We start from the raw sequence: 14,999 nt of genomic DNA, 5'->3' as shown, positions 1-14,999 counted from the left end.
ATATCAACGATTTTTTATGAGTGAGCTGAAAGTCCTGAATTCTTATACAAGACAGAAAGAAGTGTTTACGCCTATTATCCCGGGGCATGTGGGGATGTATGTGTGTGGTCCTACTGTAAGTGGCGAAAGTCACCTTGGGCATGCGCGGCCTTATATCACCTTCGATGTGGTGTACCGGTACCTGACGCATCTTGGTTATAAGGTGAGGTATGTACGGAATATAACCGATGCCGGCCACTTTGAAGAGGAAGGCCGTGAAGCGGAGGATAAGATCGCCAAGAAGGCTGTGCTGGAAAAGCTGGAGCCTATGGAACTGGTGCAGAAGTATACCAACCTGTTTCACTGGGCGATGTTGCAATTCAATAATGTGGAGCCAAGCATCGAGCCTACTGCTACGGGCCATATCGTGGAGCAGATCGAAATGATCAAGAAGATCATCGAGGATGGTTATGCTTATGAAGTGAATGGATCTGTTTATTTTGATGTAAAGAAGTATGCCGAGCATTATCCCTATGGTAAATTGAGTGGCCGGGTGATGGACGAGCAACTGGAAACTACCCGCGAGCTGGAAGGACAGGATGAGAAAAGGAACAAGCAGGATTTTGCTTTGTGGAAGGCGGCTCCTCCTCAACATATCATGCGTTGGGTAAGTCCCTGGGGCGAAGGTTTCCCCGGCTGGCATATCGAGTGCTCGGCCATGAGTACCAAATATCTTGGAACTGAGTTCGACATTCATGGAGGTGGCATGGACCTTCAATTCCCGCATCATGAAAGTGAGATCGCTCAGAGTACGATCTGCAATAAGCATGTGCCTGCCCGCTACTGGATGCATAATAATATGATTACTGTGAACGGGAAGAAGATGGGCAAGAGTTATAATAATCAGATCAAGCTGACGGAGATGTTTGCCGGCACGCACCCGCTGTTGGAGCAGGCTTACAGCCCCATGACGATCCGCTTCTCTATTCTGCAAACGCATTACCGGAGTACGCTCGATTTCAGCAACGAGGCGCTGAAGGCTGCGGAAAAGGGATTGAAAAGGTTATGGGAAGGGTATGAGCATTTGAAGAAACTGGAATATGGAGCAAAGGATGCAGCAGGAACAGACAAAGAGCTGGATGAAAAGGTGAACAGGTTACTGTCTGAGATGGATGATTTCATGAATGATGACCTCAACACTGCTAAAGTACTGGCCAATTTGTATGAGGTATTGCCTGTTATCAATTCGATGCGGGATAAACTGATTGACATTTCTGCTATTTCAGCGGCTACTTTTGCCCGCCTGCAACAATATTTTAAAGCTTATATCGAAGACATTCTTGGCCTGAAGGGTGAGACCGCTAATGAAGATGGCAAACTGAATGGAGTGCTGGAACTGCTCATCGATATCCGCAGGGATGCACGCGGCCGCAAGGATTTTGCTACTTCCGACAAGATCCGCAATCAGCTTCAGCAGCTGGGTATTTTGCTGAAGGATGAGAAGGATGGCAGGGTTAGCTACTCGTTTGATTAGGAAAACACCCTTAAGCGACCCTTCGACAGGCTCAGGGTGACAGTTACTTCTTTGTGGCTCTTACCATTTCGCGTTTACCGGGCGGGCCGGGAATTTTCTCTATGAGGAATCCGGCTGCCTGCATCGCCCGGCGTACATCTCCTTTGGAGCAATAGGTTACCAATATACCTTCTGCTGTCAACATGTTGAATAGTTGGGTAAAGGCTTCTGCTGTCCATAACTCCGGCTGGGCGTTGGGAGCGAAGGCGTCGTAGTAAATGAGGTTAACAGGTTGAAAAGTTGACAGGTTGAAAAGGGTGGTGTGGTTCTTTTGGAAGGTGAACCAGGGACTAAGGTGGATGGGTTCGTTCCAGGGAGAAGCGTGTAGTTCGTTGAAGAGGGGGTTGAGTTCCGGTTGTTGTAATTGTTCACAATAGTTCAACTGTGCTACCATTTCTTTTTCGAGGGGGAAGGCTTCTACTGTGTGGTAGTTTATTTTCTGCTGGTGTTTTGTTGCTTCGACAAGGGTTAGCAGGGCGTTGAGTCCTGTGCCAAAGCCCATCTCAAATATGGCGATAGTCTCCTGTTTGTGCAACAGCGGCCTTAATCCTGCTTCGATGAATACGTGCATAGATTCCTGTATGGCGCCGTGTTTCGAGTGGTAGGTAACGTTCAGCTCCGGGATGGCAATGGTTACTGAGCCATCGGCTGTTATCATGACTTCCCTTTCCTTCATGTTGCAAAGCTATGTTGCGGTGATAGTGTACCCAAAAGATTATATCTTAGGGTTATAATTGTCTGCTATGCGCTTTTTATGTTCCTGCTTTTTCTTATTTGCGTTCGTTGTACTTCTTATCAGTGGATGTGGTAAAGACAATCCTGCTCCCAATGTTCTCAAGGAGGATTCTCTTGGAACCGGGTGGAGTAAAGTACCTCTCGCGAATGTTATCGACCTATTTTTTGTAGATAACAATACTGGTTATGCTGCCGGAACTGCTTTTTATAAGTCAACCAACGGGGGTGTTACCTGGTCAAGCTTATCGCTACCTGCCAATACAGGCACGATCAAAAATATGTTTTGGCTGGATGCCAATAATGGCTGGCTTACAGGCAGCGACAATGATCATAAAAATTTTGTTTTAAGAACTTCAGACGGAGGCATCAGTTTTAGTAAAGCAGCTTTGCCAGGCGACGAACGGGTCTCCGATGTACAGTTTCTCAATAAGCGTCTTGGCTATATCGTTCTCAACAACAATCTGTTTATGAGTGTTGATAGCGGCAAAACCTGGAAGGTTACAGCTTCCACTTTTAATGAGCCAGCTATCACCTTATTTTTCCAGGACTCTACCAAGGGCTTCATTGCCGGCGAGAATACTATTTTTGGTACAACCAATGGCGGGGCCTCCTTTATCACTCAACAATCACTTGCCCAACGTAGCATGCCGTATGGGATGCAATTCAGCGATGCCAATACCGGCTGGGTTCCCTGTACCGGAGGGGTTTATAAAACGATTAACGCTGGCGCCAACTGGGAACTCGTTCCGATGGCAGGTCCCGCGGTAGACGTACACTTCTTCAATAAAGACCAGGGATTTTTATTGCAACTGGGCGCGATCCTTAAGACCACAGATGGCGGCAAGCATTTTTCTAAGGTTGTAAGCGTTGTTGATGCGAGTCTTGCAGAAATCCATTTCACTGACAGCAAGCATGGATGGGTTATAAAAGAAGGCCCGAATGATTCTTACATTTTACGTTATGTTGAACCTTAAGTAATGGTATATAAAGAGCATTTAAGTAAAGATAAACGCTTTGCCAAACTGTTGGAGAAGCATGAAGGGTTTACGCTGAAGAAGCGGAAGAATATCTGTATTTACCTGTGTGCTTCGATCATGAGTCAGCAGTTGTCGACCAAGGTGGCGGATGTTATTTATCAGCGTTTCCTGAACTTGTATGAAGGCAAGGAGCCAACGGCCGAACAAATACTGGATACGCCATTGCCTACTCTGCGGAGTATTGGGTTATCGAATGCCAAGACGAATTATGTTCATAATGTAGCGCGCTTTTCCATCGAGCAGGGTATGGATGTGAAGAAGCTGCATAAGATGAATAATGAGGAGGTGATTGCCTACTTTACGCAGATCAAGGGTGTGGGCCGGTGGACAGTGGAGATGTTGCTCATGTTTGCACTGGGACGGGAGGATGTGTTTTCGATCGATGACCTCGGTATTCAAAATGCCATGATCGGTATCTACAAGCTGAAGCGGGATGACAAGAAGAAGTTCAAAGCTGACTTACTGCGTATTTCTGATAAATGGAGTCCTTACCGCACATATGCCTGTATCCATTTATGGCATTGGAAGGATAACAGTCCGGCTAAATAGTTCTATTTTCTTTCTCTGATAACGCGGGTCTCTGTCCATTGATCGTGGAATGGGCTTCCTACGCATCCTGTAACGTATTCGAGGGGGATCATGCGCATGCAACCTCTTCTGAGGGCATCGCGCCAGCTAAAGGAGTCTGTGCGCTCGTGTATTACGCGTGTGCCTGTAATGAGCTTACCCAACGTCTTACCTTTGAACACTCCTTCTACTATGAGCATGTAGAATCCGTATAGAACGTGGAGTATTACAAAATCCGTCAGGCCATCCAGTTTTTCTATTGCCTGAAATATTACGGGTCCCCAGGTGGTGAGTGCCATCAATAATATCAGTGTGATAATAATCGCGTAGAAGCTGATCAGGTCAATTATGTAATTGGCGAAGCGCAATTGTGGTGGCGCTTCCTGGCGTGACATCATTTCGTGTTCAATGTCCTGTAACAGGTTGACATTGCTGGGGTGGGGCATATGTTTGCTTACTAATCTTGCCACCAAATAACATAAAGTTTTTAATATACTTTATAGTGATATCACGAAGTTTCGATTATCTAAGTATTAATGTTTACAGAAATAATAAAGAAACCCTGCAGTCGTTGCCAATCGGTGCCGGCACTTGCTGCAGGGTTTGCTATGAAAGCTGAACAGTTGGGTAATTACTTCACCAACTTCAGTTCTTTAATAATGTTGGATGCGCCACCCAGTTTATCAATGCACCAAAGTACATAGCGTACGTCTACACAAATGGTGCGGTTGTAAACAGGATCGAAAGCAATTTTGTGGCTGAGGGCTTCGTAGTTGCCATCGAAGGCCAGGCCTATCAGGTTGCCATTAGCATCAATAACGGGTGAACCAGAGTTGCCGCCTGTAATGTCGTTGGTAGTGATAAATCCAACTACGAGGTCTTTACGTCCGGCATCGGCATACTGGCCATAGTCTTTCTTTTTTGCCAGTTCTATCTCTTTTGCCGGCAAGTCAAATTCATAATCGCCGGGTTTGTATTTTTCCAATACGCCGCTCATGGTGGTTACGTAATCATATTTTACTGCATCTCTTGGTGCATAGCTTTTTACGTTGCCATAGCTTACGCGCATGGTAAAGGTGGCATCGGGGTACATCTTTTTGGCTTTTACGGTATCCATTTGCAGGATGCCTTTGAGGTAGATGCGGCCAAACTCATTGTTCTTTGCATTGAACTGTTGTGACTGGGGAAGGTATTTGCCTACCCAGTTCTTTACAAATGCGGAGGCGGTAGCATAAGCAGGATCGGCCTGTAATACCGTAGCGTCTGGATTCGTGGTGAAGGTGTTCCATTTATTTTCATCCAGGATCATGGTATTGGTAAACAGGTTATTGGCGAACTTCTTATAGGTGGCTTCGTCCTTCAGATCGCCGTAGCTGCCGCGCAGACCTTCATAGAATCCTATGGGGTGCTGGCTTTTATCTACATCATTATAGAACATCATGAGTACAGTGGCCACGATCTGCTGGTCGGATATTTTGTTCTCGCCTTTCAGGAAGTTGGCTCTTGTTTCTTTGGCTGCGTCTACTGCTTTTTTAATATCGGCAGAGCTTCCTTTTTTCGCGATGGCATTTTCTACCTGTTGCAAGCTGGATGCGAAGGCCAGGAGTGGTGATCCAAAGATGCCTTCATTCAGGTACACGAAGTGTTTGCTGTAAGGTCTCCATGCATCGTAGGCGGCTGACCAGTCGTTGAACAGGTTCTGGAATTCCGGTTTGCCATTTGCCCATTGCTGGAATTTTGCTTCTGCTGCTTTTTTCTGATCGTAGATATCGTACTTCACTAATTGTTTTGTTTCGCCATCGTAGAACTTCCAATAGTTGGCAATGGATGCATAGCTGGATGCCAGCTGCAGTTTGATTGCCGGGTCGTTCTTCATCTGGTCGAACATGTATTTGAGCCTGATGTCGCGCAGCTTTACCAGTGTTGGGTTGCTGATGTCTATTTTTTGTTTTACGCCGAAGGATGTTTCGTAGCGGTTGGTGCTGCCAGGGTAGCCATAGGTCATGGCATAGTCGCCGTCTTTAACGCCCTTGATAGAAACGGGCAGGAAGTATTTAGGTTTCAATGGAACATTCTCTGTTCCATAGGCTGCAGGCTGTCCGTCTTTTGCTGCGTATACGCGGAACACAGAGAAGTCGCCGGTGTGGCGTGGCCATTCCCAGTTGTCGGTATCGCCACCAAACTTTCCAATGGATTCGGAAGGAGCGCCTACCAGGCGGATATCGGTATAGCGCTGGTAAACGAATACCAGGAACTGGTTGCTTTTGAACAAGGGGCTCACGCGGGCAATGATGCCTTTTGATTCATCGGAAAGGCGTTGGTTGATGGCTGCTATCGCTGCGTTTACCTTAGTAGTGCGATCGGCACCGGTAGCATCTTTAGCTGCTTCTTCCACTTCTTTTGTCATGTCTTCTATCTTCAGCAGGAACTCTACATATAGTCCCTGCGAAGGAATCTCTTCGCCTTTGCTTTTTGCATAGAAGCCATCTCTCAGGTAGTTGTTGGTAACTGAGCTGGCTTTGGCAATGGCATCGTATCCGCAGTGGTGGTTGGTGAAGATGAGGCCTTCGTTGCTCACGATCTCGCCTGTGCAACCTCCGTTGAATATGATGATCGCATCTTTGATGGATGCTTTGTTGATGTGGTAAAGCTGGTCTTTGGTGAGTTTGAGTCCACGTTTTACCATGTCGTTATACACTTGCTGGCCCAACAGCAGTGGCAACCACATGCCTTCATCTGCCAGGGTCCTGTACGTTGAGATCAGTAATGCAATCGCTATGAAAAGCTTCTTCATAATGAGAGTAGTTTTTAGGAGGCAAACGTACTTGAAAATTTTGTAACGCGGTGAATTTTTGCGGATTCCTGCATGGGCTGAAAGCCAGCGCTGGCAAGAATTAACACACCATCCGTACTAACCCGCAGGGAAAAATTATTGATGCTGAAGTTGTTGTTTCGTGTAAAGGGAATCGTTTATATTTAGTATCCAACCAAATCAATAGCTGTGTGTATTGTCAACACACAGCAACATTAATCAAAACGCTATGCTGCACCGTCAACTGCTTTTTTTGTATGCTGCTTTATTATTGTTAGCTGCCTGTAGCAAAAAGGACTCTGCTCCTCCTACGCCTAATCCTCCGCCTGTAGTGATCACGGCTCCTCCTGACTTTGGCTTCAAGGTAGTTGGTTATTTTCCTTCTTACCGTGACCCGAATGCAGTACCAGACGTCAAGTTCCGTATGACGAACGTGGTGAATTATGCTTTCTTTACTTTGAATGCTGCCGGCGCTCTCGTGATCAATAGTCCGTCTACTTTCACGACTGTGGTAAACAAAGCAAAGGCGAATAATGCCAAGGTGATGATCAGTATCAATGGAGCCTCTGCCGACTTCCGCACGATGGCAGCTACAGCTACCGGCCGTAATAATTTCATCAAGCAGGTGATGAACAGTATTCGCGTGTACCAGGTGCACGGGGTTGATGTGGACTGGGAATTCCCCAATACGGGTGATGGCTCCGACATTACTTTCACGGCGCTCATGAAGGAGCTGAGTGATAGCTGCCACCGGGATGGCAAATATTACCTAACGGCAGCGATTACTGCCGGCAAATATGCAGGGGGCAACCGCGATGCCATCAAGGCGGAGTTGTTCAATTATGTGGACTGGTTCAACGTAATGGTTTACGATGACTTCAATACTTCTGTTGCTTATAAGCATCATTCGGACATGGCGTTGGTGCAAACGTGTATGAACTACTGGCTTACCACGCGCAGCATGCCCAAGGCCAAGTTTGTGCTGGGCCTGCCTGGTTATGGAAGACCTTCCGGCATTACGCAATCCAATACCACGCTGTCGTATAGCAGCATCATAAGCCAGGGCGGCAGTCCTTTGTCGGACTCAGCCATCGTTACCACATCGGGCTGGCCTACGCCGTATACGATCTATTATAATGGCATGCCTACTATTAAAAAGAAGGCCATGCTGGCCAAGCAACAGGCCAACGGTATTATGTTATGGGAAAAGGGGCAGGACGCACATGACGGCAATTCACTGCTGAAAGCCGCCTGTGATACGCTTGGCAGGGCGTATTAATTGCCACCGGCAATCGGCAATGCTTTGTTGCTAACTAACTTTCCTTATCGCTACTTCTTCGATGGTGCGTACGTTGGTGTTGACTTCGAAGGTTTGGATGTGATTGGTCTTGAGGCCTTTGATGACGAACTTGATCTTATTGGCCTCGCCTTGTGGCAGCTGGTATTTTTTATCAAACTTCTTATCGGCGTATACATCCTGGTAGAGAACGGCGCCATCTTCATCTTTAATGGTGAGGGAAAACCTGTCGCCGGTGACGTTGTCGTATTGTACCTGGAATACGACGCTTCCTTTGGGATTGCCAATGTGCTTTACTGTCGCTGTTCCTACAATTGGCTCTCTAACAGCTACTGCTCTTGTTTGTGCAGTGGAAGCATTTGCAAAAATGAGCATGGCTACCGTGATGCCTGTCAGCTTGTTACGGATGATTGCTTTTGTGACTTTCATGGATTGCTTTTTCATACAAAAGGGATTTAATTGAATGTTACAATGGTTGTATGAGCAAGTAATCGCCTGGAAGCAATCATAGAGGCATGTCAATCAGGGGAGGAAAACAATCATTGAGGTGTGTGAGAAATGTATAGGATAAAGATACGGGCTTTTATCTGCCGGTGCAAATAAATCAGTGCTGTAGCGGGTTAAGGCTTTATTATGTTTGGATCAGTGTTACTACATGAATTAATGTGGTTATTACTTCTGTGCCATTCTTTTGATTAATAATTGCAGTTTGGGTTGTATTAATAAGCGGCTGTCCATACGCTTGAGTGTTGTATCTGATATGAACCAGTTCATTGCGTAGGGTGTTTCTTTGAGTGTATCTTTCCTTTTCTCATCTGCGTCTTTATACAGGTGAATGGGGTAATACTCGGCGCCCCGGCAAATGGAATCTCTGTCGGTGTCGTTCAGGAAGTTTATTAATCGTTTATCATTTACTGTCGTCTGCATGTCGTAAGCGCCAAGAATGGTGAGTACCGGTGAGGAAAGGTCATTCTTCAATGGGCCGACGCTGGTGAGGGGCGCTACGCCTACCGGGCTATTGGTGATGTGCAATACCATCAAATGTAGCTTGGCTACTCTTCTCTTAAATACAAGGTCTTTAGTTGTATCTGCCTGAATTAACAGGGAGCGCATCATTTCCTGTACTACGCCTGCGCCGGAGTTGTCGAAGTACCCGCCGTCGACGAAGTAGTGTATGAGCATGCTGTCGTTTTTCTGGTTGCGCATTCTCTCGGGCAGCCACTGGTCTACACGACCTGCGGGACTGATGTAGGGGAAGCGGGCGCCCAGTATGGAAACGGTGCTGAGGCGCATGTCCAACGTATCGTTGAGCACATCCATTACATCTACGCGGTTGTTGAATATCTCTTTGCTCAACCGGATGTTGGTGACAACGCCCGGGTTGCCATCCTGCATGCGGGTGGTATTGACGCAGAGGATAGGCAGGTTGTAAGGCTGGTTTTTCAGGGCCAGCATGTTTGAGAAGGGCTCATCCATCGCTACTTTCAGGGTATCTGTAACATTTCGGGCTCCGGCTTCTATCGTCTCTTCCAATGCGCCTGCTCTATCGGAGAGGTCGTCGTTGTTGATGTGGAAGATGTATTTAAAGTAATCGGGCCCGAGCATGTGGGCAAGTGTATAGGTGAGGAAATCTTTCCGGAGGAATGAACGGGCTGAATTGAGGTAAGACACATTAACGTCTTTCGACATCTTATTGCGTCCATGGAGCAGGGAAAAGAAGGTGGCCACTCCTACTCCGCCACCTGATGTGCCGGACAGGCAAAATATGTGGCGGGAGAATGGATCGGTGCTGGCGGCTGTAGCATCTTCCAACTGGCCCAATACTGAAGCGGTCCAGTATCCTGAACGGGAGGCGCCTCCATTGGCCAGTACATAGTATACCGGGTATCCACTTTTTGCACTGTCTATTTCTGCTCCTCTGTCGGTAACCCAATTTCTGCTATAGGTCTGTATATCCTGTCGCTGGTTGTAGATGCCATGTTGTGCGGTTGTATCGAATCGTTTGGTGCGCACGTAGTGTGTTTCTTTTGAACCGAGCAGGAAGGCTATGATAAAGATGATGAAGTGGAGGTTGATGTTGATCTTTACTGAGAGTGCAGTGAGGATATTGCCAAATCCCAGCAATACTGCAAACGCCAGTAGTACAAAGGGGAATGGCCCCAACTGCCAGGATATATTGATGGAGTTGATGGTGAGCAGGTATACTATTAAACCTCCCAGGGATACGATATTGAACCAGCGGAAGTATCCTGTTTCTATTCGTGGGATGCACAGGAAATCCATGAGGGCATATACCCACCTGAGCAGGATAAATGGTTTTGCGTTTGTGGTGGCAGGCATTGCTTTCTTGCGCAGGTTGATGTATAGCAGGAATACTGCATGGAGCAATAGCAATACCCACAGTAATGACATGATCGATCCTTTGGGGTTGCTGATGACCAGGGCGGCGGTTATCAGGAATATGCCCAGCACTACATAGAAGATAATGCGTGAGAGCTTCATATTCTTGCCTGCAAAGTTGCGTACAATGTCATCGAGCCCCCAGGAGATCACCATGCCTAAGATGAAGTAGGTGAAAGCTTTTCCTGCAGTGATGGCGTCGGCACCGAGCACCGGCGATTGCAATACTGCCAGCTCTATGACCAATAAGCAGGCGTATCCAAGTATATGTGGGAATATGCTCAACCAGGCCAGTGGCAGGTCGAAGTATTGTGTGTTGTTTAGTTTTTGCGCGGCCTCGTCGGGCGTGCAGGTGCCCATGATCTTTTTGATGCGATCCTGCTGTCTGCTTTTCTTAATGTAGGCTACAATGCGGGCTGAATACCAGGTTACGTATATCCAGAAGGCGATGGCGATGAAGAAGAAGGCTTTGGCTTTGTGGTTTTCTGTGAAGGCGACAATGATGTCTTTCCCCTGGTTCAATGTCCAGAAGCACCACATGGCGAGTACCAGGAACAGGATGCCCGGAAAGAACAACCATATAGATTTCAGGAGACGGGAAACGAATAGTAATATCAACGAACACAGGTAATAGATCGTGCGTACGATCTTTGAGTCAAAGATTAACATAAGACAGGCATTGGTTAGTAAGTTACCAAAGCTAAGGAAAAGTTCAGAGTCTGGAGTGTTGAGTTGAGAGTACTGAGTCGAGCGTTCAGAGTAGTGCGTGGATATAAGGGATTATTGAGTAGATAGCCGAAGAGGGTCAGTGGTTGTGTTGCTAAAGGGTAATAATCATGTAAGAGCAACACAACGTTGTTGTGTTGCTCTTACTGTATTTATATCTTGTTATTCTCTTCGTTGAGGACTTTCCAGAGGAGGTCTTTCAACTGCTGTATGCCTTGTTGTGCTACTGATGCAATGAAGAGGTGAGGGATGCCTTGTGGCAACTCTTTCTTAATGGCATCTTTGAGTTCATCATCCAGCATATCGCTTTTGCTAATAGCAATGATGAATTGTTTGTGTAACAGTTCGGGGTTGTATTGTTCCAGCTCGTTGACGAGTATCTCAAATTCTTTTTTATGGTCTGCACTGTCTGCCGGAATGAGGAACAGGAGTACGGGATTGCGTTCGATATGTCTCAGGAAGCGATGGCCAAGGCCTTTGCCTTCTGCGGCGCCTTCAATGATCCCGGGCAGGTCAGCTATACAAAAGCTTCTTCCCTCCCGGTATTCTACCATGCCCAGCTGGGGCGTGATCGTGGTGAAGGCATAGTCGGCAATCTTGGGCTTGGCGGCCGTCATGACCGACAGCAGGGTGGACTTGCCCGCATTGGGGAAGCCTACGAGTCCCACATCGGCCAGCACCTTCAGTTCCAACACTTTCCAGCCTTCTTCGCCGGGCTCTCCGGGCTGTGCGTGTTCGGGAGCCTGATTGGTAGCGGTCGCAAATTCGGCATTGCCTAATCCGCCCCGGCCTCCTTTGATCCAGACAATCTCTTGTCCGTCTTCGAGTATTTCAGCTTCTGTTTCTTCTGTCTCTTCATCGCGGGCTACCGTGCCGAGGGGTACTTCTATGATCACGTCTTTTCCAAAGCGGCCGGTGCAGTTGTTTCCACTGCCGCCTTCGCCGTTCTCGGCGAGTACGTTCTTATAGTATCGAAGGTGTAATAATGTCCAAAGGTTCTTATTTCCACGCAGGATAATGTGGCCGCCGCGACCGCCATTGCCGCCGTCGGGGCCGGCCTGGGCGTTGTACTTGGTGCGCATAAAGTGCTTACTACCAGCACCTCCGTGTCCGCTGCGGCAAAATATCCTTATCTGGTCGACAAAATTTGATCTTTCCATTGAGGCTGCAAAGATATGGCAATTTGTTCCGGGTTCCGGGTTTGGTGTTTCGCGCTGCTGCCGCGATCAACACAGTCTAAGGAATTCAACTGTGCGCTTTGCTCATGCTTATTTGTTTTCGCTTTTAATGTGGTTCCAGGTTTTGTAGAGGGCTTCCTGGGCGGGGCGGTTGGCGGGGATCTCGCGGAGGGGTTCGCAGGGTTGCCAGTGTTCGTGCATTTCGGCGGGGAGGGCCTGGTAGAGGCGGGTGCCGGCAGTTTTCCAGGATACCATTTCGTCGCTTACCTGTTTTACTACCCGGGCCGGGTTACCCATCAGCAGGCTGCGGGTGGCAATCTTTTCGTTGGCTTTGATGAAGGTGAGGGCTCCTACCACGCATTCATCGCCCAATTCTACGTTGTCCATGATCACGCTGTTCATACCGATGAGGCAATTCTTTCCGATCACCGCGCCGTGTACTACAGCGCCGTGTCCGATGTGCGCTCCTTCTTTCAGGATTACCGTAACACCGGGGAACATGTGAATGGTGCAGTTCTCCTGAATGTTGCAGCCATCTTCTATGATGATGCCTCCCCAGTCGCCACGAATGGCGGCACCGGGGCCGACGTATACATTTTTTCCAATGATCACGTTGCCTGTCACTGCTGCCTGTGGGTGTACAAAGGAGGTTTCGTGGACTACAGGAATGAATCCTTTGAATGCGTAGATCATGGATGTTTATTTATTAGATGGCGGAGTTATGAGTTCTTTACCTGTACGGAAGCAGGTGCCTTTGAAGGTGGCTACGGGTTGGTTGTGTTGATTGGTGACCTCAATGAGGTATAATCCTGTGCTGCGGCCATTGTGTATCTCCCGCGCTTCGGCAGTGAAGACATCTCCGGGCTTACCCGTTTTGGTGAAGGTGATCGACACGTCTAATGCTACTGAAAGATTGTTGCGGTTGTTGCAAGCAAAGGCGAGGGCGCTATCGGCCAATGAAAAGGTGACGCCACCGTGGATGACGCCAAAGCCGTTGAGCATCTCATCGCGCAAGGTCATTTGGAGTTTGCTGTAGCCTTCGCGTATTTCTATTACCTGTATGCCCAGCCACTGGCTGAAGGCATCGTGTTGCATCATTTTGTCAACTACCTGTTGTGCCAATTGATCTGCCTGCATATTTTGTCGTGCTTGTGTGTTTGGTTTATTTTCCTGTGAATTGCGGTGCTCTTTTTTCGAGGAAGGCATTTACACCTTCTTTGTAATCGTCTGTAAGGGCTGCCTGTTGTTGCAGCTGGTCTTCGAGGGCCAGTTGTTGCTGGTAGTTGTTGGCGAAGGATTGGTTGAGGGCCTGCTTGGTAAAAGCCAATCCCTGTGTGGGCATTTGGGCTACCTGCTTTGCCAGTTGTAATGTGGCTGCAGCAAAGTCATCGCCTGCCATTACTTTATAGATCATGCCCATGCGCTCGGCTTCTTCGGCGGAGATCTTATCGCCCAGCATGGCAAGGGCTGAAGCTTTTTGCCAACCAATGAGGCGGGGCAGGAAGTAGGTGCCGCCGCTATCGGGTATCAATCCCAGTTTGGAGAATGCCTGAATAAAGGATGCTGTTTGTGCAGCTACCACAATATCGCAACTCAGGGCAATGTTGGCGCCAGCACCGGCCGCTACTCCATTGACGGCAGCGATCACCGGCTTGGGCAATTTGCGTATGCGTTCTATGATCGGGTTATAGTGCTCGCTCAATATCTGTGTCATCGTAGGTCCATCGGTAGCTACAATCTCGGCAAGATCTTGTCCAGCGCTGAAGCCTTTTCCAGCGCCCGTGATGTACACGCAACGGACTTCCTGCAAGCTGGCGCATTCATCTAACTGCTGTTGTAAGAGCAATGCCATCTCCCGGTTGAAGGCGTTGAGCTTATCGGGACGGTTGAGTGTGATGATTGCGACGTTGCTGTCAATTTGAAAGAGTACTGTTGACATGGATATAGTTTGTAGAATAAATGTAGGTATGTTTTAATGGCATTTAAAATAATCGAATGGCTCGTGGCAGTCGTTGCACTGGTAGAGTGCTTTGCAGGCCGTTGAACCAAATTCGCTGATGCGGCGGGTATGGAAGGAGCCGCATTGGGGACAGGCTACTGCTTCGTCTTCTGCAAACAGCTGGGTGTTACAAACCTGCTGTACCGGATTGGGTGGTGCAATGCCATAGGCTGCCAGCTTTTGTTTGCCTGCTTCGCTCATCCAGTCGGTGGTCCAGGCTGGTGATAGTGTTTGCCGGATGGATATTTTCTTGTAGCCATTTTCCAGTAGCAGCATGCGGATATTCATGCTGATGACATCCATTGCCGGACAGCCGGTATAGGTGGGTGTGATCACGACTTCTACTTCCTCATTATTGACTTTTATGTCGCGTACGATGCCCAGGTCGATGATCGACAGGACGGGCACTTCCGGGTCGGCGACTTGCTCGAGGAGTGTCCAGAGGGATATGTCTTTTGTAGTGGTCAATATTAATTGGGCTAAAGCCCCCTCTAAGTTTTTTTCTTTTTCCCCGGCCCTAAAGGACCGGGCAATTGCGTTTGCTTCGACAGCCCTGTTCTTCGCATCTTTTGCTTCGATAGCCTTTACTTCGCATTCTTTACTTCGATGGCCTTTGCTTCGACACTCCTTTGCTTTGGCAGCCTTTGCTTCGATAGCAGATTTCTCACTTCGCCGTAACAACTCACTTCTTTATAG

Annotated in this window: 14 protein-coding genes; 4 read left to right on the top strand and 10 right to left on the bottom strand. The window is 48.0% G+C overall.

The features are described from left to right. Nucleotides 1-16 precede the first annotated feature (16 nt). The gene (gene cysS / locus AC5JBY_RS05645) at nt 17-1,513 is read left to right on the top strand and encodes a cysteine--tRNA ligase (RefSeq protein WP_495903585.1); all 1,497 of its coding nucleotides are present in this window, start codon (nt 17-19) and stop codon (nt 1,511-1,513) included. Nucleotides 1,514-1,556: 43 nt separating this feature from the next. On the opposite strand, the gene mnmC2 is transcribed toward cysS, so the two are convergent. Continuing rightward, the gene (mnmC2, locus tag AC5JBY_RS05640; RefSeq protein WP_495903584.1) at nt 1,557-2,228 is read right to left on the bottom strand and encodes a tRNA (5-methylaminomethyl-2-thiouridine)(34)-methyltransferase MnmC2; all 672 of its coding nucleotides are present in this window, start codon (nt 2,226-2,228) and stop codon (nt 1,557-1,559) included. Nucleotides 2,229-2,295: 67 nt separating this feature from the next. Here mnmC2 and AC5JBY_RS05635 point away from each other — a divergent pair, with 67 nt between their 5' ends. Together AC5JBY_RS05635 and AC5JBY_RS05630 are read left to right on the top strand one after the other, a co-directional pair. After that, a complete protein-coding gene (locus AC5JBY_RS05635) occupies nt 2,296-3,261 on the top strand; it encodes a WD40/YVTN/BNR-like repeat-containing protein (RefSeq protein ID WP_495903583.1) in 966 nt (321 codons plus the stop codon). 3 nt (nt 3,262-3,264) lie between these two features. After that, nucleotides 3,265-3,873 (top strand): DNA-3-methyladenine glycosylase family protein, encoded by a 609-nt coding sequence (locus AC5JBY_RS05630; RefSeq protein ID WP_495903582.1) that lies wholly within the window; start codon nt 3,265-3,267, stop codon nt 3,871-3,873. A gap of 2 nt (nt 3,874-3,875) precedes the next feature. Here AC5JBY_RS05630 and AC5JBY_RS05625 read toward each other — a convergent pair whose 3' ends face one another. Then, nucleotides 3,876-4,361 (bottom strand): RDD family protein, encoded by a 486-nt coding sequence (locus AC5JBY_RS05625; RefSeq protein ID WP_495903581.1) that lies wholly within the window; start codon nt 4,359-4,361, stop codon nt 3,876-3,878. A 161-nt stretch (nt 4,362-4,522) separates the two neighbouring features. Continuing rightward, nucleotides 4,523-6,685, bottom strand: coding sequence for a S46 family peptidase (locus tag AC5JBY_RS05620; protein ID WP_495903580.1), 2,163 nt, complete (start codon nt 6,683-6,685; stop codon nt 4,523-4,525). A 247-nt stretch (nt 6,686-6,932) separates the two neighbouring features. Here AC5JBY_RS05620 and AC5JBY_RS05615 point away from each other — a divergent pair, with 247 nt between their 5' ends. Beyond that, a complete protein-coding gene (locus AC5JBY_RS05615) occupies nt 6,933-7,982 on the top strand; it encodes a glycosyl hydrolase family 18 protein (RefSeq protein WP_495903579.1) in 1,050 nt (349 codons plus the stop codon). A 30-nt stretch (nt 7,983-8,012) separates the two neighbouring features. Here the strand turns inward: AC5JBY_RS05615 and AC5JBY_RS05610 are convergent, their stop codons facing one another. The 7 genes from AC5JBY_RS05610 to paaD form a co-directional block, all read right to left on the bottom strand. After that, nucleotides 8,013-8,444 (bottom strand): hypothetical protein, encoded by a 432-nt coding sequence (locus tag AC5JBY_RS05610; RefSeq protein ID WP_495903578.1) that lies wholly within the window; start codon nt 8,442-8,444, stop codon nt 8,013-8,015. Nucleotides 8,445-8,672: 228 nt separating this feature from the next. After that, nucleotides 8,673-11,069 carry a hypothetical protein gene (locus tag AC5JBY_RS05605; protein ID WP_495903577.1) on the bottom strand — a complete coding sequence of 799 codons (2,397 nt, stop codon included), beginning with the start codon at nt 11,067-11,069 and terminating at the stop codon, nt 8,673-8,675. A gap of 209 nt (nt 11,070-11,278) precedes the next feature. Beyond that, complete coding sequence (gene obgE / locus AC5JBY_RS05600) at nt 11,279-12,286, bottom strand: GTPase ObgE (protein WP_495903576.1); 1,008 nt, start codon at nt 12,284-12,286, stop codon at nt 11,279-11,281. A gap of 108 nt (nt 12,287-12,394) precedes the next feature. Further along, entirely contained in the window at nt 12,395-12,997 is a 603-nt protein-coding gene (locus tag AC5JBY_RS05595; protein WP_495903575.1) for an acyltransferase, read from the bottom strand. A gap of 6 nt (nt 12,998-13,003) precedes the next feature. Beyond that, the gene (gene paaI, locus AC5JBY_RS05590) at nt 13,004-13,441 is read right to left on the bottom strand and encodes a hydroxyphenylacetyl-CoA thioesterase PaaI (protein ID WP_495903574.1); all 438 of its coding nucleotides are present in this window, start codon (nt 13,439-13,441) and stop codon (nt 13,004-13,006) included. A gap of 25 nt (nt 13,442-13,466) precedes the next feature. Beyond that, on the bottom strand, nt 13,467-14,243 hold the full coding sequence (locus tag AC5JBY_RS05585; RefSeq protein ID WP_495903573.1) for an enoyl-CoA hydratase-related protein: 777 nt from the start codon (nt 14,241-14,243) through the stop codon (nt 13,467-13,469). Nucleotides 14,244-14,276: 33 nt separating this feature from the next. Next, nucleotides 14,277-14,984: a 1,2-phenylacetyl-CoA epoxidase subunit PaaD gene (gene paaD, locus AC5JBY_RS05580; RefSeq protein ID WP_495903572.1), complete on the bottom strand. Its 708-nt coding sequence runs from the start codon at nt 14,982-14,984 to the stop codon at nt 14,277-14,279. Nucleotides 14,985-14,999 lie beyond the last annotated feature (15 nt).

Source organism: Paraflavitalea sp. (assembly GCF_059502485.1).
The sequence above is the reverse complement of the archived record's forward strand: the minus strand, read 5'-3'. Positions and strand labels throughout refer to the sequence as shown.